General features: G+C 68.0%; 25 protein-coding genes. 12 read left to right on the top strand and 13 right to left on the bottom strand.

The genetic code is table 11. From position 1 onward, the window contains the following. Nucleotides 1-5: 5 nt before the first annotated feature. The gene (locus tag ACIG5A_RS12535; RefSeq protein WP_397240273.1) at nucleotides 6-935 is read right to left on the bottom strand and encodes a carbon-nitrogen hydrolase family protein; all 930 of its coding nucleotides are present in this window, start codon (nucleotides 933-935) and stop codon (nucleotides 6-8) included. Nucleotides 936-1,035: 100 nt separating this feature from the next. Between ACIG5A_RS12535 and ACIG5A_RS12540 the strand changes: the two genes are divergently transcribed. Both ACIG5A_RS12540 and crcB read left to right on the top strand, forming a co-directional pair. Beyond that, nucleotides 1,036-1,377 carry a DUF190 domain-containing protein gene (locus tag ACIG5A_RS12540; protein WP_397240274.1) on the top strand — a complete coding sequence of 114 codons (342 nt, stop codon included), beginning with the start codon at nucleotides 1,036-1,038 and terminating at the stop codon, nucleotides 1,375-1,377. A 130-nt stretch (nucleotides 1,378-1,507) separates the two neighbouring features. Then, a complete protein-coding gene (gene crcB, locus ACIG5A_RS12545) occupies nucleotides 1,508-1,957 on the top strand; it encodes a fluoride efflux transporter CrcB (RefSeq protein ID WP_397240275.1) in 450 nt (149 codons plus the stop codon). Nucleotides 1,958-2,074: 117 nt separating this feature from the next. Here the strand turns inward: crcB and ACIG5A_RS12550 are convergent, their stop codons facing one another. Together ACIG5A_RS12550 and ACIG5A_RS12555 are read right to left on the bottom strand one after the other, a co-directional pair. Then, the gene (locus tag ACIG5A_RS12550) at nucleotides 2,075-2,905 is read right to left on the bottom strand and encodes an esterase/lipase family protein (protein WP_397240276.1); all 831 of its coding nucleotides are present in this window, start codon (nucleotides 2,903-2,905) and stop codon (nucleotides 2,075-2,077) included. A 41-nt stretch (nucleotides 2,906-2,946) separates the two neighbouring features. After that, nucleotides 2,947-3,231 (bottom strand): hypothetical protein, encoded by a 285-nt coding sequence (locus ACIG5A_RS12555; RefSeq protein ID WP_397240277.1) that lies wholly within the window; start codon nucleotides 3,229-3,231, stop codon nucleotides 2,947-2,949. A gap of 178 nt (nucleotides 3,232-3,409) precedes the next feature. Here ACIG5A_RS12555 and ACIG5A_RS12560 point away from each other — a divergent pair, with 178 nt between their 5' ends. Then, complete coding sequence (locus ACIG5A_RS12560; protein WP_397240278.1) at nucleotides 3,410-4,591, top strand: low temperature requirement protein A; 1,182 nt, start codon at nucleotides 3,410-3,412, stop codon at nucleotides 4,589-4,591. Between the two features lie 103 nt (nucleotides 4,592-4,694). Further along, nucleotides 4,695-6,557, top strand: coding sequence for an amino acid transporter (locus ACIG5A_RS12565; RefSeq protein WP_397240612.1), 1,863 nt, complete (start codon nucleotides 4,695-4,697; stop codon nucleotides 6,555-6,557). Here ACIG5A_RS12565 and lexA read toward each other — a convergent pair. Next, nucleotides 6,554-7,216, bottom strand: coding sequence for a transcriptional repressor LexA (lexA, locus tag ACIG5A_RS12570; RefSeq protein ID WP_397240279.1), 663 nt, complete (start codon nucleotides 7,214-7,216; stop codon nucleotides 6,554-6,556). The two genes, ACIG5A_RS12565 and lexA, sit on opposite strands and share 4 nt — an antisense overlap. A gap of 29 nt (nucleotides 7,217-7,245) precedes the next feature. Beyond that, nucleotides 7,246-8,118 carry a LysR family transcriptional regulator ArgP gene (locus ACIG5A_RS12575; protein ID WP_397240280.1) on the bottom strand — a complete coding sequence of 291 codons (873 nt, stop codon included), beginning with the start codon at nucleotides 8,116-8,118 and terminating at the stop codon, nucleotides 7,246-7,248. A gap of 72 nt (nucleotides 8,119-8,190) precedes the next feature. On the opposite strand from ACIG5A_RS12575, the gene ACIG5A_RS12580 reads away from it, so the two are divergent. Then, on the top strand, nucleotides 8,191-8,814 hold the full coding sequence (locus ACIG5A_RS12580) for a LysE/ArgO family amino acid transporter (RefSeq protein WP_397240281.1): 624 nt from the start codon (nucleotides 8,191-8,193) through the stop codon (nucleotides 8,812-8,814). On the opposite strand, the gene ACIG5A_RS12585 is transcribed toward ACIG5A_RS12580, so the two are convergent. Beyond that, complete coding sequence (locus tag ACIG5A_RS12585) at nucleotides 8,804-9,835, bottom strand: FAD-dependent oxidoreductase (protein WP_397240282.1); 1,032 nt, start codon at nucleotides 9,833-9,835, stop codon at nucleotides 8,804-8,806. The genes ACIG5A_RS12580 and ACIG5A_RS12585 overlap by 11 nt on opposite strands. Next, nucleotides 9,835-10,251: an MmcQ/YjbR family DNA-binding protein gene (locus tag ACIG5A_RS12590; RefSeq protein ID WP_397240283.1), complete on the bottom strand. Its 417-nt coding sequence runs from the start codon at nucleotides 10,249-10,251 to the stop codon at nucleotides 9,835-9,837. The genes ACIG5A_RS12585 and ACIG5A_RS12590 overlap by 1 nt, the downstream gene beginning before the upstream one ends. Nucleotides 10,252-10,388: 137 nt before the next feature. Between ACIG5A_RS12590 and ACIG5A_RS12595 the strand changes: the two genes are divergently transcribed. Continuing rightward, nucleotides 10,389-11,222 carry an IclR family transcriptional regulator gene (locus ACIG5A_RS12595; RefSeq protein ID WP_397240284.1) on the top strand — a complete coding sequence of 278 codons (834 nt, stop codon included), beginning with the start codon at nucleotides 10,389-10,391 and terminating at the stop codon, nucleotides 11,220-11,222. Nucleotides 11,223-11,233: 11 nt separating this feature from the next. On the opposite strand, the gene ACIG5A_RS12600 is transcribed toward ACIG5A_RS12595, so the two are convergent. Further along, entirely contained in the window at nucleotides 11,234-11,653 is a 420-nt protein-coding gene (locus ACIG5A_RS12600) for a pyridoxamine 5'-phosphate oxidase family protein (RefSeq protein WP_397240285.1), read from the bottom strand. Between the two features lie 60 nt (nucleotides 11,654-11,713). After that, nucleotides 11,714-13,249, bottom strand: a complete 1,536-nt coding sequence (locus ACIG5A_RS12605) for an AMP-binding protein (RefSeq protein WP_397240286.1) — start codon at nucleotides 13,247-13,249, stop codon at nucleotides 11,714-11,716. Between the two features lie 64 nt (nucleotides 13,250-13,313). Here ACIG5A_RS12605 and ACIG5A_RS12610 point away from each other — a divergent pair, with 64 nt between their 5' ends. From ACIG5A_RS12610 to ACIG5A_RS12625, 4 genes are all read left to right on the top strand, one after another. Further along, nucleotides 13,314-13,892: a TetR/AcrR family transcriptional regulator gene (locus ACIG5A_RS12610; RefSeq protein WP_397240287.1), complete on the top strand. Its 579-nt coding sequence runs from the start codon at nucleotides 13,314-13,316 to the stop codon at nucleotides 13,890-13,892. An 83-nt stretch (nucleotides 13,893-13,975) separates the two neighbouring features. After that, complete coding sequence (locus tag ACIG5A_RS12615) at nucleotides 13,976-14,914, top strand: alpha/beta fold hydrolase (RefSeq protein ID WP_397240288.1); 939 nt, start codon at nucleotides 13,976-13,978, stop codon at nucleotides 14,912-14,914. 103 nt (nucleotides 14,915-15,017) lie between these two features. Continuing rightward, a complete protein-coding gene (locus ACIG5A_RS12620) occupies nucleotides 15,018-15,689 on the top strand; it encodes a response regulator transcription factor (protein ID WP_397240613.1) in 672 nt (223 codons plus the stop codon). A gap of 2 nt (nucleotides 15,690-15,691) precedes the next feature. Next, entirely contained in the window at nucleotides 15,692-16,717 is a 1,026-nt protein-coding gene (locus ACIG5A_RS12625; RefSeq protein ID WP_397240289.1) for a sensor histidine kinase, read from the top strand. Nucleotides 16,718-16,738: 21 nt separating this feature from the next. Here ACIG5A_RS12625 and ACIG5A_RS12630 read toward each other — a convergent pair whose 3' ends face one another. Together ACIG5A_RS12630 and ACIG5A_RS12635 are read right to left on the bottom strand one after the other, a co-directional pair. Then, on the bottom strand, nucleotides 16,739-17,914 hold the full coding sequence (locus ACIG5A_RS12630; protein WP_397240614.1) for a lipase family protein: 1,176 nt from the start codon (nucleotides 17,912-17,914) through the stop codon (nucleotides 16,739-16,741). Nucleotides 17,915-18,113: 199 nt separating this feature from the next. Then, on the bottom strand, nucleotides 18,114-19,073 hold the full coding sequence (locus ACIG5A_RS12635) for an alpha/beta hydrolase (RefSeq protein ID WP_397240615.1): 960 nt from the start codon (nucleotides 19,071-19,073) through the stop codon (nucleotides 18,114-18,116). 212 nt (nucleotides 19,074-19,285) lie between these two features. On the opposite strand from ACIG5A_RS12635, the gene ACIG5A_RS12640 reads away from it, so the two are divergent. Next, the gene (locus ACIG5A_RS12640) at nucleotides 19,286-20,302 is read left to right on the top strand and encodes a YdcF family protein (protein WP_397240290.1); all 1,017 of its coding nucleotides are present in this window, start codon (nucleotides 19,286-19,288) and stop codon (nucleotides 20,300-20,302) included. A gap of 7 nt (nucleotides 20,303-20,309) precedes the next feature. Here the strand turns inward: ACIG5A_RS12640 and ACIG5A_RS12645 are convergent, their stop codons facing one another. Continuing rightward, nucleotides 20,310-21,056 (bottom strand): glucose 1-dehydrogenase, encoded by a 747-nt coding sequence (locus ACIG5A_RS12645; RefSeq protein ID WP_397240291.1) that lies wholly within the window; start codon nucleotides 21,054-21,056, stop codon nucleotides 20,310-20,312. 114 nt (nucleotides 21,057-21,170) lie between these two features. Between ACIG5A_RS12645 and ACIG5A_RS12650 the strand changes: the two genes are divergently transcribed. After that, nucleotides 21,171-22,118, top strand: a complete 948-nt coding sequence (locus ACIG5A_RS12650; protein ID WP_397240292.1) for an alpha/beta fold hydrolase — start codon at nucleotides 21,171-21,173, stop codon at nucleotides 22,116-22,118. 49 nt (nucleotides 22,119-22,167) lie between these two features. Here the strand turns inward: ACIG5A_RS12650 and ACIG5A_RS12655 are convergent, their stop codons facing one another. Next, nucleotides 22,168-23,559 (bottom strand): wax ester/triacylglycerol synthase family O-acyltransferase, encoded by a 1,392-nt coding sequence (locus tag ACIG5A_RS12655; RefSeq protein ID WP_397240293.1) that lies wholly within the window; start codon nucleotides 23,557-23,559, stop codon nucleotides 22,168-22,170. Nucleotides 23,560-23,784: the final 225 nt, after the last annotated feature.

Here is a 23,784-nt window from a genome sequence, read left to right on the forward strand (position 1 = left end):
GGGCCCTAGTCTTCGAGGAAGGTCGCCGCGGTGCGCCGCCGGCGGTCGACGGTCACCGTGAAGATATCGGGCCTTGCGTAATGGCCGGTCGGGTCGAAATTCTGGCGTGCACGCGCGACCTCGCCCCGATCGATGTCGGCGATGAGGAGGCGCTCGTCGCCTGCCACCGGCTCGATCAGCCACTGCCCGTCGGGATGGGCGAGCGCGGAGCCGCCGTTGTAACCGGCGGGAGTGTCGAGCGCGAGCAGTTCGTCGCGCAGCGGGAAGTCGGACGGCACGTCGGCGTAGTCGAGCACCGCGCCGACCGCCAGTGAGTACACGCGACCCTCCATGGCGATGAAGCGAGTGATGTCCTCGGTGTTGCGGACCGCTCCTGGCCAGGTGGAGATGTGCAGTGTCGTGCCGTCGGCGTACAGGGCATGGCGGGCCTGCGGCATCCAGTTCTCCCAGCAGGACAGGCCGCCGACCCGGAATTCGCCGACATCGTGCGCACGCAATCCGTGCCCGTCGCCGATGCCCCAGACCATCCGCTCCTCGTGGGTCGGCATCAGCTTGCGGTGGGCGCCGACGAGCCCGCGGGCCGGATCGATCGCGACGAGGGTGCAGTACACGGTGCCGCGCACTCGCTCGGTGATGCCGAGGTAGCAGAACACCCCGAGATCGGCCACCGCCTCGCGCACGGCGGCGAGGTGCGGACCGTCGAGGGTGACCGCGGCGTCCAAATAGTATGCGTAGGCGGCCTTTTGGGCCGGATCGTCGAACCGCGCGCCGCCGGTCGGCGCGAGCCAGATCGGATAGCCGGACAGGAAGGTCTCCGGGAACGCGACCAGGTCGACCCCGGCCGCGGCGGCCTCGGTCAACCGGTCGATGACGATCTTCGTCCCGGCGGCCGGATCGAGCCAGGCCGGACGAGCTTGTGCCGCAGCGATTCGCATGCCCCATGCTAGGGCGTATCGAAATGCTCGACGTATCGAAATGCTGGGCGGATCGAACGTGCGGCGGCCCCGATCGCCCACACGGAAGGGGTGACGCGGAATGCGGCTGGTAGCCAAGGCATTACGGTTGACGGTCCTGATCGGTGACGGCGACGTCTGGCACCGTAAACCGCTCGCGCGCGAGATCGTGCACCGCGCCCACCGGGCCGGGTTGGCGGGCGCCTCGGTGTTCCACGGCGTCGAAGGCTATGGCGCGCACTCGCAGATCCACAGCAGCCGCCTGCTGTCCCTGGCGGAGGGGTTGCCGGTCGCGATCGTCATCGTCGACAGCGAGGAGCGGATCCGCGCATTCCTGCCGCAACTCGACGAGATCATCACCGAGGGACTGGTAGTCCTCGATCCGGTCGAGGTCATCCGCTACGGCGCGGGGCCCGTCGGCTAATCTGGGGAGCGCGGCGGTGGGGCTCGCCGCTCCGATACTCGGAACAACCGGGTACTTCGGAACAACCGTGGCGTCGCCACCAACAGTCCCTACTCGACCAGTTCGTGGATCGTGTAGGGAGACGTGTGGGATGAGCCGGGCCTGGGAGTACCTCGTGATCGCCGTCGGCGGCGGTCTGGGCGCGGCGGCCAGATACGGTGTGGCGCAGCTGTTCCCGGTCCAGCGCGGCACCTTTCCGCTGGCCACCTTCGCCACGAACATGATCGGCTGCTTCCTCATCGGCGTGCTGATGGTGGTGATCAGCGATATCTGGGTCGCACACCGACTGCTGCGCCCCTTCCTCGGCGTCGGTGTGCTCGGCGGCTTCACCACGTTCTCCACCTACGTCGTCGAGGTGCGAGATCTGCTGCGGCCCGGCACCTTTCCCCTCGCCGCAGCCTACGCGGTGGCCACCGTGGCCGCCGGGCTGTTCGCGGTCGTCGCGGCCGTCCGGTGCACCCGCGCACTACTTTCCCTGCGCCGCACTAGATTTCGGTCGCGGCCAGACGCAGCCCGAGCGCGATCAGCGCCGCGCCGGTGACTCGTTCGAGCCACCGGCAGCGCCGCGCCGACGACCTGGAACCATCGCCGCCGAGGTCACAGCGATCACGAATCCGCCGAGCGGCGACCATGTCGTCACCCGAGTACGGCACGAACGCTATGGCCCGGCGAGCGCCTGTTTCGTAAGGGTCGCGACGGCAGGGGAATTGGGCAGATCGGCGTGACCGGCGCTGTCGTCCGGATCCACGTCCTGCACCCACACATTGGCGACCGACGCGCCGGGACCCGCGGTGAGGAAGGTGGCGCTCGGCGGCTGGGAGGCGTCGTCACGGGTGCTGGCGATCGCGGTGTAGCGGATTCCGGGGTCGGTATCGCCCGCGGCGTTGAGCGTGCGCAGGAACTCGCTGCCCACCATCTGCTGTGCCGCGGCGACGCCGACGGCGCGGGAGATCAGATCGGCGGCCAGCGGTCCGCTCCCGGACAGCTGAGCGAAGGTGCCGTGATTGCTGCCCGCGATGCTGACCAGCCTGGCGACCTTGCCGTCGGCGCCACCCGCGAAGCGCAGGTACTGGCGTGCGACGAGGGCGCCCTGCGAGTGTCCGACGAGATCGACCTGCGCGGCGCCGGTTGCCGTGCGCACCCGGTCGACGAAGGCGCCGAGCTCCACGGCCGATTTCGTGATGTCACCGGTCGCGTACACGCCGGGCACGGCACCGTACGGGCTGCTGCCGTCCTTGCCGTAGTTGAGCGAAAAGACGCAGTAGCCTTCGGCTTTCAGCCGAGGGGCGAAGACGTCCCACGCGTTCTGATTGTCCCAGGTGCCGTGTACCAGCACGACGGGCCGTGGGTGGCTCTCGGTCGGCGCGCAATCCCATTGGTTGGTGCCCTGTGGCGATTGGCTGCCGTCGGGCCTGCCGAGGCCGGGGATGCCGGGAATCGCCGCCGCATCGGGCAGGCCGAACAGTAGACCGGCGAGGATCACCGACATCGCGGATCCGAGCCGAAAGGTAGATCTGATCACAACAAAGCCTATCTGAGCTCGGGATAATCGCTGTCCAGATAGGCGCTGCGCACGATCCAGGCGGGCGCGGTGGGCAATTCGGATACCGAACCCGCGGTGTAGGCGGCCACCGGTGTGCCCGCGCTGTCGTAGACGGGTAACTGCGCGGGAATGGCGCCGCCGTCGCTGAGGATCAGCACCGGGCGGCCGTCGCGGTACACCAGGCACAGCGTGCCCATGCCGCATGGCAGCGTCTCGTCCGCCGGAAGGGTGGCCGCCTCGGCCGTGCCTGTCGTCGATTCCGTGCCGTACATGAGTGCTCCTGAGTGAGCTCGGTTGACCGCATCACTGTCGACATCGGCGCCCTCCCGCACGGGCCCCGGACCCATCGTGCCACTCGCTCCGCGGCGCGGCGATCCGGGGAGCGGAACAGTGCGGCACGCGGGGGTTCGGCTCCGGCTGAGCGCCCTGCGCTGCTGTTATCGTCCCGATGTGTCCGAGGTGATGCGGTCCCCTGCGGTGCTTCGACCGGGCGTACTTCGACCGGCCGGGGATGAGGCCAGGGTCGGCGCCGTCGAGCTGTTCTTCGATCTGGTCTACGTCTTCACCATCGTCCAGCTGTCGCACTTCCTGCTCGAGGACGTGTCGTGGCTCGGCGCCGCGCGCACGGCAGTGCTGTTCGCCGCGGTGTGGTGGGGCTGGAACTACACCGCCTGGGCGATGAACTGGCTCGACCCGGAGCATGTGGTGGTGCGTGCGCTCGTCGCGGTGCTGATGCTGGCCGCGCTGGTGATGGCGGTGGCGATTCCCGAGGCGTTCACCGGTCGTGCGGGCGTATTCGTCGGCGCGTACCTGTTCCTGCAGTGGGTGCGCAGCGCCTTCATGGTCGGCGCGTTCCGCGGGCAGCCGGTGATGCGCCGCAACTACGCCCAGTTGCTGGCGTGGAGTGTGCTCGCGGGCGTGGTGTGGACGATCGGCGTGTTCGTGCCGGAGAGCGCGCGGCTGCCGGTGTGGGCCTGCGCGGTGCTCATCGACTACGCCGCACCGCGCGTGGGTTTCTGGCTGCCGGGCGTCGGCACCTCCGACATGTCGACGTGGCCGCTGGCCGAAGGCCATCTCGCCGAACGCAACCGGCTGGTGTTCATCATCGCGCTCGGTGAATCCATTCTGATCCTCGGCACCACGCTCGGCGGCGTCGAATGGACGCCGGGGGTGATCACCGCGGCGGTGGTGGGTTTCGTGGCCATCGTGCTGCTGTGGTCGCTCTACTTCAACTATCGCGGCGGCAATGCCGAACACGAGGACGCGGAGCGCACCGAGGCGACCCGGCTCGCGCGCGGCGCCTACGCTTATGCGCATGGCCTGATGGTCGCGGGCGCGATCGTCGCCGCGGTCGGCATCGAACTGGTGGTCGCGCATCCGTGGCACCACACGACGTGGCCGGTGGCCCTGACTGTGATCGGTGGGCCCGCCATCTATCTGCTCGGCAATATCGCCTTCAACGTCTCACGATTCGGCCGGATGCCGTGGTCGCGCCCGCTCGCGCTGGCCGCGCTCGCGCTGCTGCTGCCGCTGGCCCCGCACGTCTCCGCACTGGTGTTCAGCATCTTCGCCACACTGATCCTTGCGGTGCTCGGCGTCGCGACCGGCGAACTGCGCGGACATCCCGGCTAGTGTTTGCCGCGTGATTACGACGCAGGAGCGCTCGCGCTCGCCCTTCACCTCCTGGCTGCTGGAGGGCGCCGCCGACGAGCGGTACTCGCAGCACGCCGGTCCGATGCGCAAGCCGGGCGATGTCGAACATGAGCGCTCGTGGTGGAAAGTCATGTGCCTCACCGGCGTCGACTATTTCTCCACGCTCGGTTATCAGCCCGGTATCGCCGCGCTCGCCGCGGGCGTGCTGTCGCCGCTCGCGACGCTGGTACTGGTAGCGCTGACGTTGCTCGGCGCGCTCCCGGTGTATCGGCGGGTGGCCAGGGAGAGTCCGCACGGCGGCGGCTCGCTGGCCATGTTCGCCCAGTTCCTGCCGCGCTGGACCGGCAAGATCTTCATCCTGGTGCTGCTCGGCTTCGCGGCCACCGATTTCGTCATCACGATGACGCTCTCGGCCGCCGACGGCGCCGCACACATCGTCGAGAATCCGTTCGTGCCTTCGGCATTGGAGCACCACAACCTGCTCATCACGCTGGTGCTGCTCGCGCTGCTCGCCGCGGTGTTCCTCAAGGGTTTCGCCGAGGCGATCGGCATCGCGGTCACGCTCGTCGGGCTGTACCTGTCGCTGAATCTGGTGGTCGCGGCCGTCGGGCTGTACCACGTGTTCACCGCCGGTGATCTGGTCGTCGACTGGGCACACGCGCTGACCGCCCAGCACGGCAACGTCTTCGCCATGATCGGCGTCTCCCTGCTGGTGTTCCCGAAGCTCGCGCTCGGCCTGTCCGGCTTCGAGACCGGTGTCGCCGTGATGCCCCAAATCAAGGGCGGGCCAGGCGAATCCGAGGACAACCCGGTGACCAGGATCGCGGGCGCGCGCAAACTGCTGACCACCTCCGCGCTGATCATGAGCGGCTTCCTGATCGTCACCAGCTTCATCACCGCGGTGCTGATCCCGGAAAAGGAGTTCCAGCAGGGCGGTTCGGCCAACGGGCGCGCACTGGCCTTCCTGGCGCACCAGTATCTCGGTGACCTGTTCGGCACCGCCTACGACGTGAGCACCATCGCGATCCTGTGGTTCGCCGGCGCCTCGGCGATGGCGGGTCTGCTGAACCTGGTGCCGCGCTACCTACCTCGCTACGGCATGGCGCCGGAATGGGCGCGGGCGGTGCGGCCGCTCGTGCTGGTGTTCGCGGTGATCGCGTTCGGTATCACCTGGTATTTCGACGCCGACGTCGACGCGCAGGGCGGCGCGTACGCGACCGGTGTGCTGGTGCTGATCACCTCGGCCGCGGTCGCGGTGACGCTGTCGGCGGCGCGAAAAGGCGAGCGCACCAAGGTGATCGGATTCGGCGCGGTATCGGCGGTCTTCGTCTACACCACGATCACCAACATCATCGAGCGCCCGGAGGGTGTGCAGCTCGCCTCGCTGTTCATCCTGGCGACCATCGTGGTGTCGTTCGTCTCGCGTACCCGCCGCTCGTTCGAATTGCGGGCGCTGACGGTGACTTTCGACGACGCGGCGGCCGCGATGATCGACGAGGCCGCGGCACAGGGCGTCATCCGGATCGTCACGCACGATGTGGATCAGCGCCAGCCGGAGGAGTACCTGGAGAAGGCGGCCGAACAGCGGCTGGAGAGCCACATTCCGGACGACGCCCCGATCCTGTTCCTCGAGGTGATCGTCGGCGACGCCTCCGATTTCAGCACCGACCTGCGGGTCACCGGTATCGAGCTGGCCGGGTACAAGATCCTCGGCGTCGACGCCACCGCCATCCCCAACTCGATCGCCGCGATCCTGCTCGCCATCCGCGACCGCACCGGCATCAATCCGCACGTGTATTTCGAATGGACCGAAGGCAATCCGCTGGTCAACCTGATGAAGTTCCTGTTCGTCGGCGAGGGCGAGGTCGCGCCGGTGACCCGCGAGATCATCCGCCGCGCCGTACCCGACCCGATGGAACGCCCGCACGTGCACGTGGACAGTTAGACGCGGCGCATCACCGAAACCACCTTGCCGAGCACGACCGCCGCGTCACCGTCGATGACGTCGTAGGCCGGGTTGCGCGGCTCCAGGTAGACGTGGCCGTTGCGGCGCCGATACACCTTGACGGTGGCCTCGCCGTCGATCATCGCGGCCACGATCTCCCCGGAGTGCGCCTCGTGCTGCTTGCGCACCACCACGATGTCGCCGTCGCAGATGGCGGCGTCGATCATCGAGTCGCCGCGCACGCGGAGGCCGAAAACCGTACCGCGCCCGACTAATTCGCGCGGCAGCGTCATCGTGTCGTCGGTGTGCTCTTCGGCGAGGATCGGCACGCCCGCCGCGATGTCGCCGACCACCGGCACGGCCACCGAATCGTCGCGCTGCTCCTGCGGCGCACTCGCCTGCAGGAACAGCCGCACATCGATCGGGCGCGACATGGCCGGGCCGCGGCGCAGGAAACCCCTGTCCTCCAGACTCTTCAGATGTTTCGACACCGACGACGATGACCGCAGCCCGACCGCGTCGCCGAGCTGCCTGGTGTTCGGCGGATAACCGTGGCGCACCACCCAATCCCGGATGGTGGCGAGGATCCGCTGCTGACGTGGCGGCAGGGTCGAGGTGTCGAGGTGCTCGAACGTGTCGAGGTGGTCGTATCCGGTCACCTGGCGAATCGTAGAGGCAGCGCTGCCTGTCAGCGCAGCGACTCGGCGGCCGCCGCGGCGATCGCGGCGGCGACGGCGACGAGCGCGGGGGAGTCCAGGCGCCACTGCTGCCAGTACAGCGGCACTTCGATGAACGTGTCCTCGACGAGCGTCAGCCGAGCGTCCCCGCGCATCGCTTCGGGAATCATCCCCCAGCCGAGGCCGAGCCGGACCGCGTCGGCGAAGCCCTCGGAGGACGGAACATAGTGGCGCGGTGGGTCGATCGGCTGCCTGGTGCGCCTGCGCAGGTGGCGATGCTGCAGGTCGTCGTTGCGGTCGAACAGCACCATCGGCGCGACCGCGTACGCCTTGACGGTGGGTCCGTCGCGGAACCAGGTACGGACGAACTCGGGGCTCGCCATCGGGGAATAGCGCATGGCGCCGAGCTTTTCGACCTTGCAGCCCTGCACCGGCGCCGCGGTGGCGGTGATGGCCGCCATCACCGTGCCGTCGCGCAGCAGGCGGGTGGTGTGCTCCTCGTCCTCGCGGTGGATCTCGAAGCAGATCCCCTTCGCCGCCGCGGCGAGCGCGGGCATCACCCAGGTCTGCAGCGAATCGGCGTTGATGGCGAGCGGCATTCGGATCGGCCGGTCGGTGGGCTGATGGGCGTCGCCGAGTTCGCGCGCGGTATCGCCCTGGAGCAGTTCGATCTGGCGGGCCAGCCGCAGCACCGCGAGCCCGGATTCGGTGGCGCGCACCGGTTTCGTGCGCTGCAGCAGGATCCGGCCCGCCGCGTCCTCCAGCGCCTTGATGCGCTGGCTGATCGCCGACGGGGTGACGAGCAGCCGTCTCGCCGCGGCCTCGAAGGTGCCCTCGGTGATCGCGGCGTTGAGCGCCCTGAGCTGGTCGAGCTGCAGATCCATGGTAAGAGATGCTAATGGTAGTTCAGAATATTTAGTTTGGCTGGCGATTATTTACGGCCTACGTTCGAAGGCATGACGGCTTCCTCTGCGGCACTGGCGGCCGTCTCCGGTTTGGGTTTCGCGCTGTCGCTGATCGTGGCGATCGGCGCGCAGAACGCGTTCGTGTTGCGGCAGGGGTTGCGCGGGCAGCACGTGCTCGCGGTGGTCGCGGTGTGCACGCTGTCGGACGCGGTGCTGATCGCGGCGGGTATCGGCGGCTTCGGCGCGCTGGTCACCTCGATGCCCGTGGTGATGACGGTGGCGCGCTACGGCGGCGCGGCATTCCTGTTCGGCTACGCGCTGCTAGCGGCGCGCCGTGCGCTGTCGGCGTCGGCGCTCACCGCGGATTCGGCGGGTGCGACGGTCGCGCTCGGCGCCACCGTCGCGACCTGCCTGACGCTCACCTGGCTCAATCCGCACGTCTACCTGGACACGCTGGTGCTGTTCGGCTCCTTCGCCAGCACCTACGCCGGCGCGGACCGGTGGTTTCTCGGCGTCGGCGCGATATTCGCCAGCATCATCTGGTTCAGCTCGCTCGGCTTCGGCGCCCGGCTGCTCGGCCCGCTGTTCGCCCGCCCCGGTGCGTGGCGGATCCTGGATTCGGCCATCGCGGCGGTGATGTGCGCGCTCGCCCTCGGACTGGTGCTCACCGCCTAGGCCCGCTGAACATCCGCGCGGCGAACGCGTGCTCCTCGGCGACCTGTGCGCGCCGTGCGGTGATCGCCGCGGCGGGGGATGCGCCGGTGCGCAGCGCCTCGAACAGGGCGGCCGCGTCCTCGATGGCGTCGCGCGCGCCGATGCCCGCCGCCGGGGTGATGGCATGGTCGGCATCGCCGATCAGGACGATGTCCTCGCGCGCGGGCGCGGCGTCGTCCAGCGGGACATCGCGCGCGTTGGAGACGTGCACGGATTCGGTATCGCGCAGCGCCATATCGATGATCTTCGGGATATCGGGCACCGCGGCACGGACCGCGTCGGCCCACTCCTCGACCGGATGAAACCCGATGTCGCCCAGCGGGATCGGCGGGCGGTTGATCCTGGCGAACCAGACGACCCGCCGGTCGTGCCACAGGTGCCCGAAGGCGTTGTGCGGCGGCGCCGGTGTGGCACGGTCGATCTGGAAGTGCAGCACCGACTGTTCGGTGGGCAGGACGACCATCCGGGTGGTCGAGCCGTAGACGACGACCTGACCGGTGTGCACCGGGGTACGCTCGGGCTCGAGCCGGGCGCGGACGATCGAATCGATGCCGTCGCACCCGACGATCAATCCGTCGGACCGCACCGTATCGTCCCCGAAATGCAGTGTGGCCCTGTCGATATCGATGTCGGTGAGCGCCATGTCGTACCGGATGTCCGCGCCGGCCGTGGTGGCGAAGTCGGTGAGTATCGTCATCAGGTCGGCATAGTGGTGCAGGCGGCGGCCCGCGCCGGGCGTGGTGCGGTGATCGCCCGCGTTGTCGTCGACCCGCATGCCGTGCACCGGCGACGAGTAGTCGCGCAGTAGCTCGCGCGAGACGCCGAGCCCTTCGAGGGCGGTGTGCGCGCGCTGATCGAGGAACAGGAAGGCGCCCGTGCCCGCCCTGCTCTGCCGTTCGTGTACGGCGACCGGAATCTCTTGCCGCGCAAGTGCTCCCGCCAATACCGTGCCCGCGATGCCGCCGCCGATGATCGTGACCATCACTGCTCCTGTGCCCTCAGCCAATCGGTCGCCCGCTTGCGGGATGCCTGCGCCAGCCACGCATCCTGGATCACCTCGGTCAGCTCACGCAGTGTGAGCTCGCCGATTCGGCTGCCGCGCACCAGCACCGACAGATGGCCGTCGAAATGCGGTGTCGTGAAGAACGGCGAATCCGGATCCTGCACGAGCGCTTGCTTATCGGATTCCGAGGGTACCCAGAACACGATCACATCCGGATACCTTTCGCCGGTCTCCGGATCGAACGCGTCGGGGCGCGGGGTGCGGAAGAAGACGAACGACTTACGCCCCACCTGATAGATCGAATTGCCGGACGGGCCATCGATCCTGGTCACATACGGCATACCGGTGGCCAGTGTGTGCACGTCGGCGATCCGGGCGCGCCGCGAAGTCGGCATGGCACCAGCGTAGGCCCGAACCCCGGCCCGGGTGCCGGGATACCCGATCGACCAGTCGGTACGGACACGCCGAATTCCTCGATGCGGATTCCATTCCTCCAAGACAACGGCGGGCCGGATCGGCGAGAGTGGATATCGTGACGGATGCGGTGATTCGGCGCGAGCCGGAAGTCGACGAGCTATGGGGTCCGAACGGGGCGGGCGACGACGGCACGGTGGTCGGGCGCACGGTCGCGATTCTGGACGCGGTGGAGGGTGCCACGGCACCGGTTCCGCTCGCACTACTGACCCGGCGGACCGGGATTCCCAAGCCCACCGTGCGCAGGATCGCCAACGCGCTGGTGGAACGCGGCATACTGACGCGGTCGACACAGGGCTATTCGACCGGGCCCCGGCTGATCCGCTACGGCATGCGCGCGGTGCGCCAGCAGCGGATCGCGCTCACCGTGCAGCCGTATCTCCAGGACGCGCATGCCGGATCGCGCGGCGGGATGGCCTGGTTCGCCACCGTCGACGCGGGCGAATTGCTGGTCACCGGTTCGGTTTTCGGCCGCGGGCATCGCACGGTGTTCGATCGCACGCCGTGGCCGAACCTCGGCGATTTCGGGCCGAGCGTCGTGCTCACCGCGGTCGGCAGGCTGCACGCCGCGCACGATCCGCAGCGGGCCGACCGGATATTCGACACCGGCTTCGCGCCGCTGACCCGGTATTCGGTGACCAACCCGAACCGGCTGCGCGTGCTGCTCGACGAGGCATACGACACCGGCTATGCCGAGGAGAACGAGCAGGTCCTGCTCGGCTGGGGCTGTATGGCGGTGGCGCTGCGCGATGCCGGCGGCCGGATGCACGGCGCCTTCGGCGTACTCGGCCGCCGCGATCACATCGCCACCCGCGGCCTGCGCGCCGGACTCGAACGGCTGACCGGCGACCTGGGCCGCCAGCTGACCGGCCTGCACCCGGAGCAGTCCTAGACGCGAGCAGCCTAGACACTGGCAAGGGCCACAACGAGTTTGGGTGTGATCGTGATCAGCACCCGCGCGCGGCCCGCATCGCCGAGCGCCGCGCGGGCGGGGGAGTACTTCTCGCGGATCCGCTGTGTCCACCGGCCGTCCGGATCGGCGGCCAATTCGGCGTCGCCGATGACTCGCAACTGCCGATTGGGCCGCTGCCCGTCGGCCCGCGGCGCGGCTTCGCGATCGATCACCAGCCCGACCCGCGGATTCGCCAGGATCCGCCGCAGATGCGGCCGCCCCGCAAAGCTGGTGAGCCGGAAGATCCCGTCATCCCAGAGGAACCAGATCGGCGTGACATGCGGATATTCCGCCGCGTCGATCGTGGCCAGATGCGCGACGATATCGGTGGCGAGCAGCCCGGCGACCTCGGCCGGGCGTAGCGTCCGCATACTCCGCCGATCCCTCCTGTTCGAACTTATGTTCGATTATATCGGAGGGTGATGTGCTCGTCAGGTGTAGTGCGCGCGCAGCTGGCGCTTGTATACCTTTCCCGACTCGTCGCGCGGGAGTTCGGTGACGATCCGGATTTCGGCCGGGACCTTGTAATCGGCGAGCTGTCCGGTAAGCCGGGCGCGCACCTCGGCCGCCGTCACCGTCGCACCTGGACGCGGGACGATATGGGCGGCAACGGTTTCGCCGAGATCGCCCGGGTCGGGGATGCCGAAGGCGGCCACATCCTCGACGCCGTCGAGCGCGCTGATCGCGGCCTCGATCTCGGCGGGATAGATGTTGACGCCACCGGCGATGACGATCTCGCTCGACCGGCCGGTGAGATAGAGGTAGCCGTCGGCATCCAGGTAGCCGGTATCGCCGACGGTGATGAATCCCGGTAGCGGACCCGGGGATTCGGCCTGGTGCAGATAGGTGAAGTTCGGCCAGTAGTCGGCGCCGCGCACGAAGACCCGGCCGACTTCGCCTGTGGGCAGCGCGATTCCGTGCTCGTCGGCGACGACCGCGGCGGACCCGTCGACGCCGCGCCCGACGCTGCCCGGGTGCGCCAGCCACTCCCGCGCGCCGATCCAGGTGATGGTGCCCGCCTCGGTGCAGCCGTAGAACTCGATCAGCGCGTCGCCGAACCAGTCGATGGCGGCGCGCTTCACGGCGGGCGGACACGGTGCGGCGGAATGGATCAGGTGGGTGAGGCTGGAAATGTCGTAGCGGTCGCGCACCGCGACGGGTAGCGAAAGCAGTCGCGACAGCATCGTCGGCACCACCTTCGCGAGGGTGATGCGCTGCTCGGCGATCAGCTGCAGAAAGCGTTCGGCGTGCCAGCGCGGCATGATCGTGATGTCGGCGCCCATCCGCAGCGCGAGTACGGCGAGCGCGTTCGGGCTGGTGTGATAGAGCGGTCCTGCGACGAGCATCCGCGCGCCGGGGGACAGGCCGATCCGCTGGGCGGTGGCACCCGCGATGGAAAGCAGCTGGTGCGGTGTCATGCGTTCGCGGGCAACACCTTTCGGTGTGCCCGTGGTGCCCGAGGTGTAGATCAGTCCGAGTGAGTCGGCGATGGCGCCGTCGAGGTGGCCGAGCGGCTCCGGCTGCGCATCGATCCAATCGTCCAGCGTGGGATGCCGATCGGTGAGTTTCGCGAGCGCGCGATCGAATCCGCCCTCGCCGAGCATTTCGGCGGGCATGGCGACCTCGAGCACCGGTGTGTCGACGCCGGTGCTCGCGACGGCCCGCTCGATCCGGCCGATGAATTCGGTGTGCGCGATGACGAGCCTGGCGCCGCAGTCGCGCAGCACGTGCGCGACTTCGGTTGCCTGCCAGCGGGTATTGACCGGCACCGGATTCGCGCCGCAGGCCGCGATGGCCAGCGAGACCTCGAGGAATTCGATGTCGTTGCGCAACATGACCACCACCCGTTCGCCGCGGGAGATGCCACGGGCGACAAGCGCGGCGGCCAGCCGGCCCGCGCGTCGATGGGCTTCGGGTTGCGGGCGCACCCGGGCGCCGCAGGTGATGGTCGGCGTGGCGTCGGTCACGGTCCGAGTCTGCCATGGCGCGGAAAATTTGGAATGATCGGTCAAGTTGACGTAGCGTGGGGTGGTGGGCAGGACAAAGGAATTCGATACCGACGCGGCGTTGCGCACGGCCATGGACCTGTTCTGGCGCCAGGGCTACGAGGCCACCTCGATGCAGGATCTGGTCGACCATCTCGGGCTCGGAAGAGGCAGTATCTACGGTGCGTTCGGCAGTAAACGCGAGCTGTATCTGCGGGCATTCGAGCGCTACGTCGACGACGCGCGCGACGGGTTGCTCGGGCAGTTGTCGGTGCCGGGATCCTCGATGGCCGCGGTGCGCACGCTGGTGCGCCACTATGCCGAGATCTCCCTGGCCGACGCGGAACTCAAGGGCTGCCTGGTCACCAATACCGCCGTGGAACTGCCTGCCGACGCCGACGCGGGCCGACTGGTCGCCTCCGGTCTCGAGACCATGGAGACGGTGCTCGCCGGCGCGTTGCTGCGTGCGCGGGCGCAGGGTGAGCTGGCCGCCGATCGGGATCCGGTATCGCTGGCCAGATTCCTGGTGACCCTACTCCAGGGGATCCGTGTCGTCGGCAAAACCCCGGTGCGGCAACGCTTCCTGGACGACACCGTCGACCAGGCGCTGGCTTTCCTGTCCTGAGTCCATATTTCGGCCGCCGCCACCGTGTGGCGGCGTTTTTCCGGCCCATTTTCTGGATCGAACGTTCAAGAAAAGAGAGTTCTGTGAGTGCGACGATCATGGTCCCGACCGATGCCGAGCTGGCCGCTTCGCTGCCCGGCGATTTCCGTAGCGCCTACGCCGAGGTCAACGGCGTCCGCCTGCATCACGTCACCGGCGGTGCGGGCGAACCGCTCATCCTGCTCGGTGGCTGGCCGCAGACCTGGTGGCAGTTCCGCAAGATCATGCCGGAGCTGGCGCGGCACTATCAGGTGACGGCCGTCGACCTGCGCGGGATGGGCGGCTCGGCGAAACCCGTTGGGGGATACGACAAGAAGACGATGGCACGCGACATCCACGAGCTGATCCGGCACCTCGGTCACGACTCCGCCTACGTGATCGGCCACGATATCGGCGCCTCGCTCGGCTACCACCTCGCCGCCAATTTCCCCGCGTCGGTACGCAAGCTGGTGACCGTCGACCTCGGTGTCCCCGACGCCAGCTGGCAGGTCATTCCGATGCTGCCCGGCTCCGACGACCAGGCCGCGGCGCTCGAGGTTGGCCGTGGCGGCTATCCGTGGTGGTTCGCCCTCAACCAGCTGCGCGAACTGCCCGAGGCGCTGCTCACCGGCCGCTTCCGGCCGCTCATCGATTGGCTCTACGGGCATATGCTCACCGACCAGGCCTCCGTCGACGAGCAGGCGCGCGAGATCTACGCGCACGCCTACGGCACCGCCGAGGCCATCCGCGCGGGCAACGGCTGGTATCAGACCATGCGCCAGGACATCGCCGATCTCGCCACCTACGCACCGGTCACGCTGCCGATCCTCACCCTCTCGGGCGAGAGCTCCTATCCGGCGCTGCGCGAACAGATGTCGGCCGAGAAGGGCACCGATATCCGGGTTGTCATGATCGAAGGCAGCGGCCACTATGTGCCCGAGGAAGCGCCTGCCGCGATGGTTCGGGAGCTGATCGCGTTCTTCGGTCCCGGCGCCGAGGCGTGACGAAACGCTGACGGGTGCGCCCGGCGCGGGTGGCGGTCGATGCGGGCGGCCTAAGGTGAGGGTCGGGTAATGCCCGCCTGAGACCGAGGAGTGGGTGACCGCCATGATCCTGATCGCCGACGACGACCCCGTCGTCCGTGAGGTGGTGCGCCGCTACCTCGAACGCGACGGCCTGAGCGTCCTGGAGACCGGTGACGGCGCGAGCGCCGCCGCCGCGCTCGCCGAACACGGTGCGGAGATCGAACTCGCCGTGCTCGACGTGATGATGCCCGCTCCGGACGGCATCGAGCTGTGCAAGTCGGTGCGCTCGGGCCCGCGCCCGGACACCCCGATCATCCTGCTCACCGCACTCGGCGACGAGGACGATCGGGTGATCGGGCTCGAGGCAGGTGCCGACGACTACGTGACCAAGCCGTTCAGTCCGCGCGAACTCGCCCTCCGGGTGGCCTCGGTGCTGCGCCGGGCGCGCCCGCAGGGCGACGCGGCTCGGGAAGTGTTGCGCGACGGCATGATCGAGGTCCGCCCTGCCGCGCGGCTCGCGCTGATCGACGGTGCCGCGGTGGAATTGACGCCGCGCGAATTCGACCTGCTCGAGTTCCTGCTTCGCCATCCGCGTGAGGTGTTCAGCCGCGAGGATCTGCTGGCCAAGGTGTGGGGCTGGGAGTTCGGTGACCTGTCGACGGTCACCGTGCACATCAAACGCCTGCGCGCCAAGCTCGCCGATCACCACCGGATCGAAACCGTCTGGGGCCGTGGCTATGCGTGGGGGCGCTGACCATGGCCGACCAGACCGTCGATCTGATCACCTTCACCCTGGCCGGTTCGATACCGGTGGTCGCCATCGGCACGCTGCTGTGGCGGGCCACCCGCAACCGGTCGCTGGTGCTGAGCATGGTTGTGCTCGTACTGATTCCGATCCTCGCCGCGCTGGCAGGCATGGTGGTGGTCAGCGGCCGGATGTTCACCGAGGAACTGCACCGGACGCTGGTTGTGCTCGGGGTCGTCGCCGCGGTCGCGGTGCCGACCGCTGTCCTGCTCGGTCGGCAGCAGGCGCGAAAGACGGTGTGGGAAAAGCAGATCCGTGAGCAGGAGCGCGCGGCCGAGCAGTCGCGGCGTGAGCTGGTCGCCTGGGTGAGCCACGATCTGCGCACACCGCTCGCCGGTATCCGCGCCATGGCCGAGGCGCTGTCGGACGGCGTGGTCACCGAGGGCGCCGATGTCGCGCGCTACGCCGATCAGATCGGCAGGGAGACCAACCGGCTCGCCGCCATGGTCGACGACCTGTTCGAAATGTCGAAGATCAGCGCGGGCGCGCTGCGGCTGACGCTGGAGCCGGTGGATTTGCGCGAGATCATCGACGAGGTGTTCGCCGCGAACCGCCCGACCGCCGAACGCGCGGGCGTCGTCTTGCATGCCGAGCAGCCGCCCGCGCGGATCACGGTGTCCGCCGACGACCAGGCCCTGGGGCGGGTGCTGACCAACCTCGTCTCCAACGCGATCGCGCACACACCGCCCGGCGGCCGGGTGGCGATCTCCGCGGGCACCGCCGACGGCCAGGCATGGGCCCGCGTCGACGACACCGGACCCGGCATCGCCGAACAGGATCTGCCCCGCATCTTCGAGATCGCCTATCGCGGTACCGCCGCCCGCTCGCCGGTCGCCGCGGGCGGCGTCCCCGCGGGCAGCGGTATGGGGCTTGCCATCGCCGCGGGACTCGTCGACGCACACCACGGAGAAATCACCGCCGAAAACCGGGAGCAGGGTACCCGTTTCGAAGTCAGGCTGCCGCTGGCGCAGCACTGATCGGCGACTGCTCGGCGCCGATCAGCAATTGGTCGGTGCGGGCTCGCCACGGAAACGCGCATCGATCCAATTGACCGCCGAGGGAATACCGAGTACGGCGGTGGTCAAATGGTCGGGACTCGGAAAGAGTTCGGCCTGTACGGTGACGCCCGCAGCGCAGTAGCGGTGCATCGTGTTATCGATCGAATCCGTCGGGATCAACGCGTCGACCGGTGCGTGCCATTCGAAGATCGGCATCTTCGGGGTGCCGTCGAACAGCTCGAGGCTGTTCTCCTCCACCACCGCGCGCGCTTCCGGCGAGCCGACCAGCGTGGTGGAATTCGCGAGATCGAGCACGCTGCGCCCGGCGCCGGCAGCCAGGATTTCATTGGTGCAGCCGTTGGCGATTTGATCGCGCAGCAGCAGGCCGAGCGGGTTCATGTATTCGCTGACCGGTAGCTGCTTAGGGTATTCGCGCTCGAGACCGATGGCGGCGGCCAGTGCGAGACCGAATACCGGATGCCGCTGATAACCCAATCCCTCGGTCATCTTCACCAGATTCATCGGCACACCGCCCTCGGCGGCGCCGACGATCGGTAGCTCCGGCGCGTACTTCGGCGCGAGCGCCGCCGCCCACGAGGTCGCCATGCCGCCGCCGGAGTAGCCGAGCATCGCGACCGGGCTCGCGGCCAGCGTGAGCTCGCCGACCTTGCGCACCGCGCGGATGCCGTCGAGGGTGATCAGGCCGCCGAGTTTGGCCGCGCCGTAGGCGAAGGTGGGGCCGAGATGGTCGGGCAGCGCGATCGACCAGCCGCGCGCCAGCACCGCGTTCAGCGCGACCGCCTCGCGCACCTGCAGATTCGGATCGCTGGTGTAGAGGACGCGGGAGACGGCGCATTTGCTGCCGAGCCCGTTGATGATGTGCTGGTAGGACAGCAGCGGCCCGTCGGGGCGATGGCCGCGCGGAGTGAGCACGGTGGTGGTCGCGGCGATCGGACTGCCCGCCGAGTTGGTCGAGCGGAACTTGACCATGGTGACGGCGGTGTCCGGGAAGGCCATGATCGGCGGCATCGGCCGCACGCCGAGGATGTCACCGGGTTCTGCGCGCTCCAGATCCGGTGGCGCGGCATAGAACGGATCCGGATCGGGGATCGGGTACAGGGGTTGCGCCGCCGCGGTGGTCGCGGTGCCGGTGACCACGGCCGCCGCCGCGGCCATCGCCACCAGAACTTTCGCCGCACCTGCTCCGAATCGAACGATTGTCGAGCGCACCGTCTACCCCTCCTCGCACCGAATAAAAGTGGAATTGCTGCAAAGTTGCCGCGTGCATTCTCGATGTGCGGCGAATAATTGACGGCGTGCGACACGCCGAGTTTGCTTAGAATTCACGACACGCCGAGTGGCCGGGCTGACCTGGTCATTCGGCCAGCGCGGCCGCGAGCATCGGCCATGACTGGTGCAGATCGTGCTGCCAGTACGGCCAGGAGTGAGTGCCGCGCTCCCGGTAGACGAAGGTGGCGGGCAGCCCGAGCCGGCCGAGCCGGTGCTCGAATTCCACGGTGCAGACGTGGGCCAGGTGTTCGAGCAGCGCGCCGAAGGTGACCGCCGCGGGCATCTGCGGATCGCCCAGGCTCTCCGGTCCGGGCGTTCCGGTGCCGACGGAGACGTAGATCGCCATGCCGCGCAGCGCTTCCGCGTTCGTCATCGGATCGTGGTGCAGCCAGGCCGGATCGCCATCCGGTCCCCACATGTTGTCGGGATTGCCGCCGACCCAGCTGATCGAATGGCGGATCGCGAGGCGGGCGTCGGGCGCGACCGTGTTGATGCAGCCGCTGAAGGTGGCCAGCCCGCGATACAGCGTCGGATGCCTGGTCGCCAGGATCGCCGCGGACGCCGCGCCCATCGACAGCCCGCCGATCACATTGCGCCCGGTGCCGTGGAATGTCGCGTCGATCAGCGGCGGCAGCTCCTCGGTCAGGAAGCTCTCCCAGCGCAGCATCCCGCCGAGACCGGGATCGGGGCGCTGCCAATCGGTGTAGTAGCTGCCCTCGCCACCCACCGGAAGCACCACGTTGACGTTCTTGTCGGCGAAGAACGCGACGATATCGGTATGCCTGGTCCAATTCGTTTCCGGCGGGCCGGAATCGATACCGTCCAGCAGATAGTAGGCGGGCCGGGATTCGTTGCCGACGGGATGGAGTACATGCACTTCGATCACGCGCTGCATGGCGGCGGAGAATACGAAAACCGCCGATCTGGTCGGGGTCAGTTCATCGATGCGGATAATTTCGGCGGGCGATACCGGTTGGGCCGTCGCCTGGCCGATCGCCGATATGAGTAGCGCACAGCTCGCGACCGTCGTGGTCAGTCTTCGCAGCACTCCCAATCCTCGACTCCATTCATCACGTGCAATGCCGGACGTTTGCGAGGTGGTATTTCAACGGCCGCCACACTATGTGAAAGTCCGAAAAGTCCGAAGGAGCCGCGCCGCATATCCGGCGTCGTCTCGGTTGCGATCGGATATACCGCGACGACGCGGCCGCGGTCCGTCGCTGGAAGGTTGCCGAAAGCCCGGTTACCGTGGGTCGAGTGATCCTGCTGGTGATCGGCCTCATCCTGCTCGGTGTCTTCGGGATCCGGTTCCGCAAGGACCGGCGGCGGCTGAGCAACGGGGTGTACCTGCTGCTCGGCGTGATCTTCACCGGCGTGTGGCTGCTCGGCTCCGGTGTGCACGGCGATCTGCCGGTGGTGCTCGCCGGTCTGCTCGTCGCGCTGTCCCCGCTGCTCGTGCTGGTGCTCGCGGGTTTGCTGATCGCCAACGGTGTGCAGATGGTGCGGCGCGAGGGCCTGCGTATCGCGAACCTGTTGTCGATGGGACTCGGTGTGGCGCTGCTGATTCCTTATGTGCTGCTGGCCGCGGCACTGTTCACCGACAACCTGTGGATCGTGGTGCTGCTCGCGTCGGTGACGATGGTGATCAGCTACGTCGGATTCGTCTTCGTCGCTTTCCTTTTCTATTCGCTGTTCTACGGCGCGCTGCCGTATCGGGCGGGTATGGACGCGATCGTGGTGCACGGCTCCGGGCTGCTGGGTTCGCGGGTGCCGCCACTGCTGGCGAGCAGGCTCGACCGCGCGATCCAGGTCTATCGTGCGGAGGTCGCCGCGGGGCGCCATCCGCTGATCGTCACCAGCGGCGGCAAGGGTTCCGACGAGTCGATCTCCGAGGCCGCCGCGATGGCGGGTTACCTCGCCGAGCGCGGCATCCCCGCCGACAGCGTTGTGCTGGAAGACCGTTCGACCACCACCCGCGAGAACCTGCTCTACACCAGGGAATTACTCGGGCAGCGCGGTGCGAGCACCCGAATGGTGCTGGTGACGAGCAACTTCCACATCCTGCGCACGGCCATCCTCGCGCGCGGCCTCGGCCTGGACGCCGAAGTGACCGGCGCGCGCACCGCCTTCTACTACCTGCCGAGCGCCATCCTGCGGGAATTCGCCGCGATCCTGGTCGCCAACAAATGGGTCAACGCGATCGCCTGCGTCATTCTGTTCGCGCTACCCCTGCTCGCCGTCATCGCCTCGCGCGACCTGTCCGGCAGCGGCTAGCGGCTGATCAGGAGAATGTCTTGTGCGGCACGCCGACGGTGAGGCCGCCGTCGATGACGAATTCGGCGCCGGTGGAGTAGGAGGATTCGTCGCTGGCGAGGTAGGTGATCAGCGCCGAGACCTCGACCGGGTCGGCGGCGCGGGCCAGCGGGATCTGCAGGAAGTCCGCGGGAATGGCCTCGGTCATCGGGGTGCGGATGAGCCCGGGGTGGACCGAGTTGACCCGAATTCCGTACTGCGCCAGCTCGAGTGCACCGGATTTGGTGAGGCCGCGCACCGCGAATTTGGTCGCGGTGTAGCCGTGCAGGCCCGGGCTGCCGCGCATGCCCTCGACCGAGGAGATGTTGATGATCGAGCCGCCGTTGCCCGCCTCGATCATGGCGCGGGTGGCGGCCTGCATGCCGAGGAAGGTGCCGGTGAGGTTGATGTCGATGATCCGCTGCCACTCGGCCAGCTCGAACGCGACCAGCAGATTGCCGTTGACGATGCCCGCGTTGTTCACCAGCACGTCGAGCCTGTCGAAGCGCCGCACCGCCTCGGTGACCGCGTCGGTCCACTGCTGCGGTTCGCGCACGTCGAGGTGAACGTAGGCGGCCTCGTCACCCAATTCCTCGGCGACGGCCGCGCCGTCGTCGTCGAGCACATCGCCGAGCACCACCTTGGCGCCCTCGGACACCATCGCGCGCGCGTGCGCGGCGCCCATGCCCCGCGCCGCACCGCTGATCAGTGCCACCTTGCCGGTCAACCGCCCCATCGCGACCTCCACAGTCTCGTAACAGAATCTCCGTCAACCTACTGCGAACGGGTAGCATCGTCTAGAACGCGTTCTAATTTCTTGTCCGGCGGGTGGCGCTGCAGGAGGCTGACGATGGCGAACCGGAACGGAAGCGAGGCCATGCTGCGGCGCTTCGGCAGGCGCAGCGGCATGCCCGACATCACCGAGGTGCCCGGCGGCAGGGTCATCGATCTACCAGGCCGCGGTCGCACCTACGTCGCCGACATCCCGGGCCCCGCGGGCGCCCCGACCCTGATCCTGTTGCATGGCACGGCATGTACCGCCATGCTCAACTGGTTCCCGGTGCTCGGCGCGCTGACGAAGAACTACCGGGTGATCCTGTTCGATCAGCGCTGGCACGGCCACGGCATTCGCTCCGAGCGATTCCGGTTGACCGATCTCGCCGACGACGTCATCGCGGTCGCCGACGAACTCGGCGTCGAAAGTGCCACCTGTGTCGGCTATTCCATGGGCGGCATCGTCGGACTGCTTGCCGCGCACCGGCATCCGGAGCGGGTGCGCGGGCTGGTGCTGTGTGCCACGCCCTACCGCTTCCAGGAGAAGTGGCGCGAGCGCGCCTTCCATCTGAGCTTCGGCGCGCTGGCCGACGCGCTCGGCCCCTATTCGTTCCGGCGTGCGGAGGAGCGGGCATGGCGGTTACCCGAGCTGCCGGAGCACACGTGGGCGCCAGGGCGTCTGGATCAGTGGGCGCTGACCGAACTGCGCAGTACCAGCGGATGGGCGCTGGCCCAGGCGATCGCCGAGATCGGCCGCTTCGACGCGACCGAGTGGCTGGCGACGTTGACCGCGCCGACCGCGGTGGTCATCACGACCAAAGACCGGGCCATTCCGGTGTATCGGCAGCTGGAGATGGCCACCATGATTCCGGGCGCGAGCATCCACCTGCTCAAGGCGGGGCATGCGGGATGTGTGACGGCGGCGGACCGATTCGCTGCGGTCCTGCGCGGCGCCTGCGCGGATGTCTTGGCGCGGCAGCCTGATTCGGCCGTCGGGAAGTCTGATTCGGCGGTCGGGCAGTGACCCTGTTCGACGCCGATGGCGAACAGGGCGGCCGGCTCGGGGCGGTATCTCAGCCCAGTGCGCGTGCCGCGGCGACCAATTCGTCGACCACCTCCGGCACCGCGTCGGCGAGTTGTGCCACGTCGGGGACGAGCTCCTTACATGCGATGAAACCGAAGTCCAGATCACCGTTGTTGGACAGCACGGTGACCGTCAGCCCGGCGCCGTGGAAGACCGGCCCGAACGGATACATCGCGTCCACCCGGACGCCGAGGAAATACAACGGCATCGGTGGGCCGGGCACATTCGAGACGACGAGGTTGTGTACCACCGGATGGTGCTCGGCCAGTTTCAGCGACGAGTACACCCGCGCCGCCAGCTGAAAGGTGTTGGGCGGCGCGTACTTCGACCAGTCCTGGAGGAAGTCGGCGCCGATCAGGTCGTGCTCCGCCTTGGCGCCCCGGTTGGCCTCCGCGACCTGCTGAAGCCGCTCCACCGGGTCGGCGATATCGGTGCCGAGCGTGGCGAACAGCGTGGACACCTTGTTGATACCCGCCGTGTGCCTGGTGGATTCGTGCGTGGAGACCGGAACGGAGGCGATCAGCGAACGGTCGGGCAGCTCGTCGTGCTTTTCCAGATAGCTGCGCAGCACGCCGGCGACGATGGTCAGCACCACGTCGTTGACCTTCACCCCGAATGCCGCCTTGATCTCCTTGATGGCATCGAGATTCGTCTCGGTGAACGCCACCGCGCGGTGCGGGGTGATGGCCATGTTGAACGGCGTGCGCGGCGCCGTCAGCGGTAAGGCCATGCCCTTTTTGTTGTTCCGGCGCCGCTGCGCGAAACCGGCCAGCATGCCAACGGTTTTGGGCACCATGCCGACCATGCCCGCCTTGGCCGGGAACCGGAGCAGCGCCTCGGCGGTGAGCCGTAGGTCGTTGGGTTGGGGTTCCGGTTGCCATTCGGGGGCCGAGGTGTCCTGTCTGGCACCGGGTTCCAGGTCGCACAGGTGCATCATCATGTTGGTTCCGGTGATGCCGTCGACGGCGGCGTGATGGTATTTGCAGATCACCGCGACCTTTCCGTCGTCGAAATCCTCCACCACCGACATCTGCCACAGCGGCCGGTCCCGATCCATCGGCCTGCTCGCGATATCGCCGACGAGCGCGGCCAGCTGTTCGCGTCCGCCGGGACTCGGCAGTCCGATGCGCCGAATGTGGTAGTCCAGGTCGAAATTCGAATCCTCCACCCAGACCGGATGATCGAGGTTGAACGGCACCTCGTGGATCCGCCGCCGCATCTGCGGTACCAGCGGTAGCCGTCTGCCGAGTTCTGCCTTGAATGTGTCGAATGAATAGTCCCCTTCGGCGGGATCCAGGATCAGCAGAGCGCATACGTGCAGGTGCTGAGTACCGGTCTCGAGATAGAGGAAGCTGGCGTCCAATCCGGTTAATCGTTCCATAGCCGAAGACTACTAGAACGTGTTCTATTTCTCCGGCCGTTCGCAGGGGTGTGGGTCACAGTGGCGCGGCCCGTTGTCAACCCCCCTGGCATCGGCGGCTGTATTCCGAATGGGCGTTCGCCTGGATGACTTGAACGGCGTTCAAGTCCGTTGCTATGGTGCGAATATGCCAGCGCGACTCGACGATGCACGCATGTGTGTTACCAGAGGTTTCATATATGTGTA

Source organism: Nocardia sp. NPDC052566 (assembly GCF_044547285.1).
GTDB lineage: Bacteria > Actinomycetota > Actinomycetes > Mycobacteriales > Mycobacteriaceae > Nocardia.

Bases quoted from the DNA above. Each gene is read 5' to 3' on its own strand.
- ACIG5A_RS12535 (WP_397240273.1), bottom strand. From the start codon at position 935: ATGCGAATCGCTGCGGCACAAGCTCGTCCGGCCTGGCTCGATCCGGCC.
- ACIG5A_RS12540 (WP_397240274.1), top strand. From the start codon at position 1,036: ATGCGGCTGGTAGCCAAGGCATTACGGTTGACGGTCCTGATCGGTGAC.
- crcB (WP_397240275.1), top strand. From the start codon at position 1,508: ATGAGCCGGGCCTGGGAGTACCTCGTGATCGCCGTCGGCGGCGGTCTG.
- ACIG5A_RS12550 (WP_397240276.1), bottom strand. From the start codon at position 2,905: ATGTCGGTGATCCTCGCCGGTCTACTGTTCGGCCTGCCCGATGCGGCG.
- ACIG5A_RS12555 (WP_397240277.1), bottom strand. From the start codon at position 3,231: ATGTACGGCACGGAATCGACGACAGGCACGGCCGAGGCGGCCACCCTT.
- ACIG5A_RS12565 (WP_397240612.1), top strand. From the start codon at position 4,695: ATGCGCAAGCCGGGCGATGTCGAACATGAGCGCTCGTGGTGGAAAGTC.
- ACIG5A_RS12575 (WP_397240280.1), bottom strand. From the start codon at position 8,118: ATGGATCTGCAGCTCGACCAGCTCAGGGCGCTCAACGCCGCGATCACC.
- ACIG5A_RS12580 (WP_397240281.1), top strand. From the start codon at position 8,191: ATGACGGCTTCCTCTGCGGCACTGGCGGCCGTCTCCGGTTTGGGTTTC.
- ACIG5A_RS12585 (WP_397240282.1), bottom strand. From the start codon at position 9,835: ATGGTCACGATCATCGGCGGCGGCATCGCGGGCACGGTATTGGCGGGA.
- ACIG5A_RS12590 (WP_397240283.1), bottom strand. From the start codon at position 10,251: ATGCCGACTTCGCGGCGCGCCCGGATCGCCGACGTGCACACACTGGCC.
- ACIG5A_RS12600 (WP_397240285.1), bottom strand. From the start codon at position 11,653: ATGCGGACGCTACGCCCGGCCGAGGTCGCCGGGCTGCTCGCCACCGAT.
- ACIG5A_RS12620 (WP_397240613.1), top strand. From the start codon at position 15,018: ATGATCCTGATCGCCGACGACGACCCCGTCGTCCGTGAGGTGGTGCGC.
- ACIG5A_RS12625 (WP_397240289.1), top strand. From the start codon at position 15,692: ATGGCCGACCAGACCGTCGATCTGATCACCTTCACCCTGGCCGGTTCG.
- ACIG5A_RS12630 (WP_397240614.1), bottom strand. From the start codon at position 17,914: ATGGCCGCGGCGGCGGCCGTGGTCACCGGCACCGCGACCACCGCGGCG.
- ACIG5A_RS12645 (WP_397240291.1), bottom strand. From the start codon at position 21,056: ATGGGGCGGTTGACCGGCAAGGTGGCACTGATCAGCGGTGCGGCGCGG.
- ACIG5A_RS12650 (WP_397240292.1), top strand. From the start codon at position 21,171: ATGGCGAACCGGAACGGAAGCGAGGCCATGCTGCGGCGCTTCGGCAGG.
- ACIG5A_RS12655 (WP_397240293.1), bottom strand. From the start codon at position 23,559: ATGGAACGATTAACCGGATTGGACGCCAGCTTCCTCTATCTCGAGACC.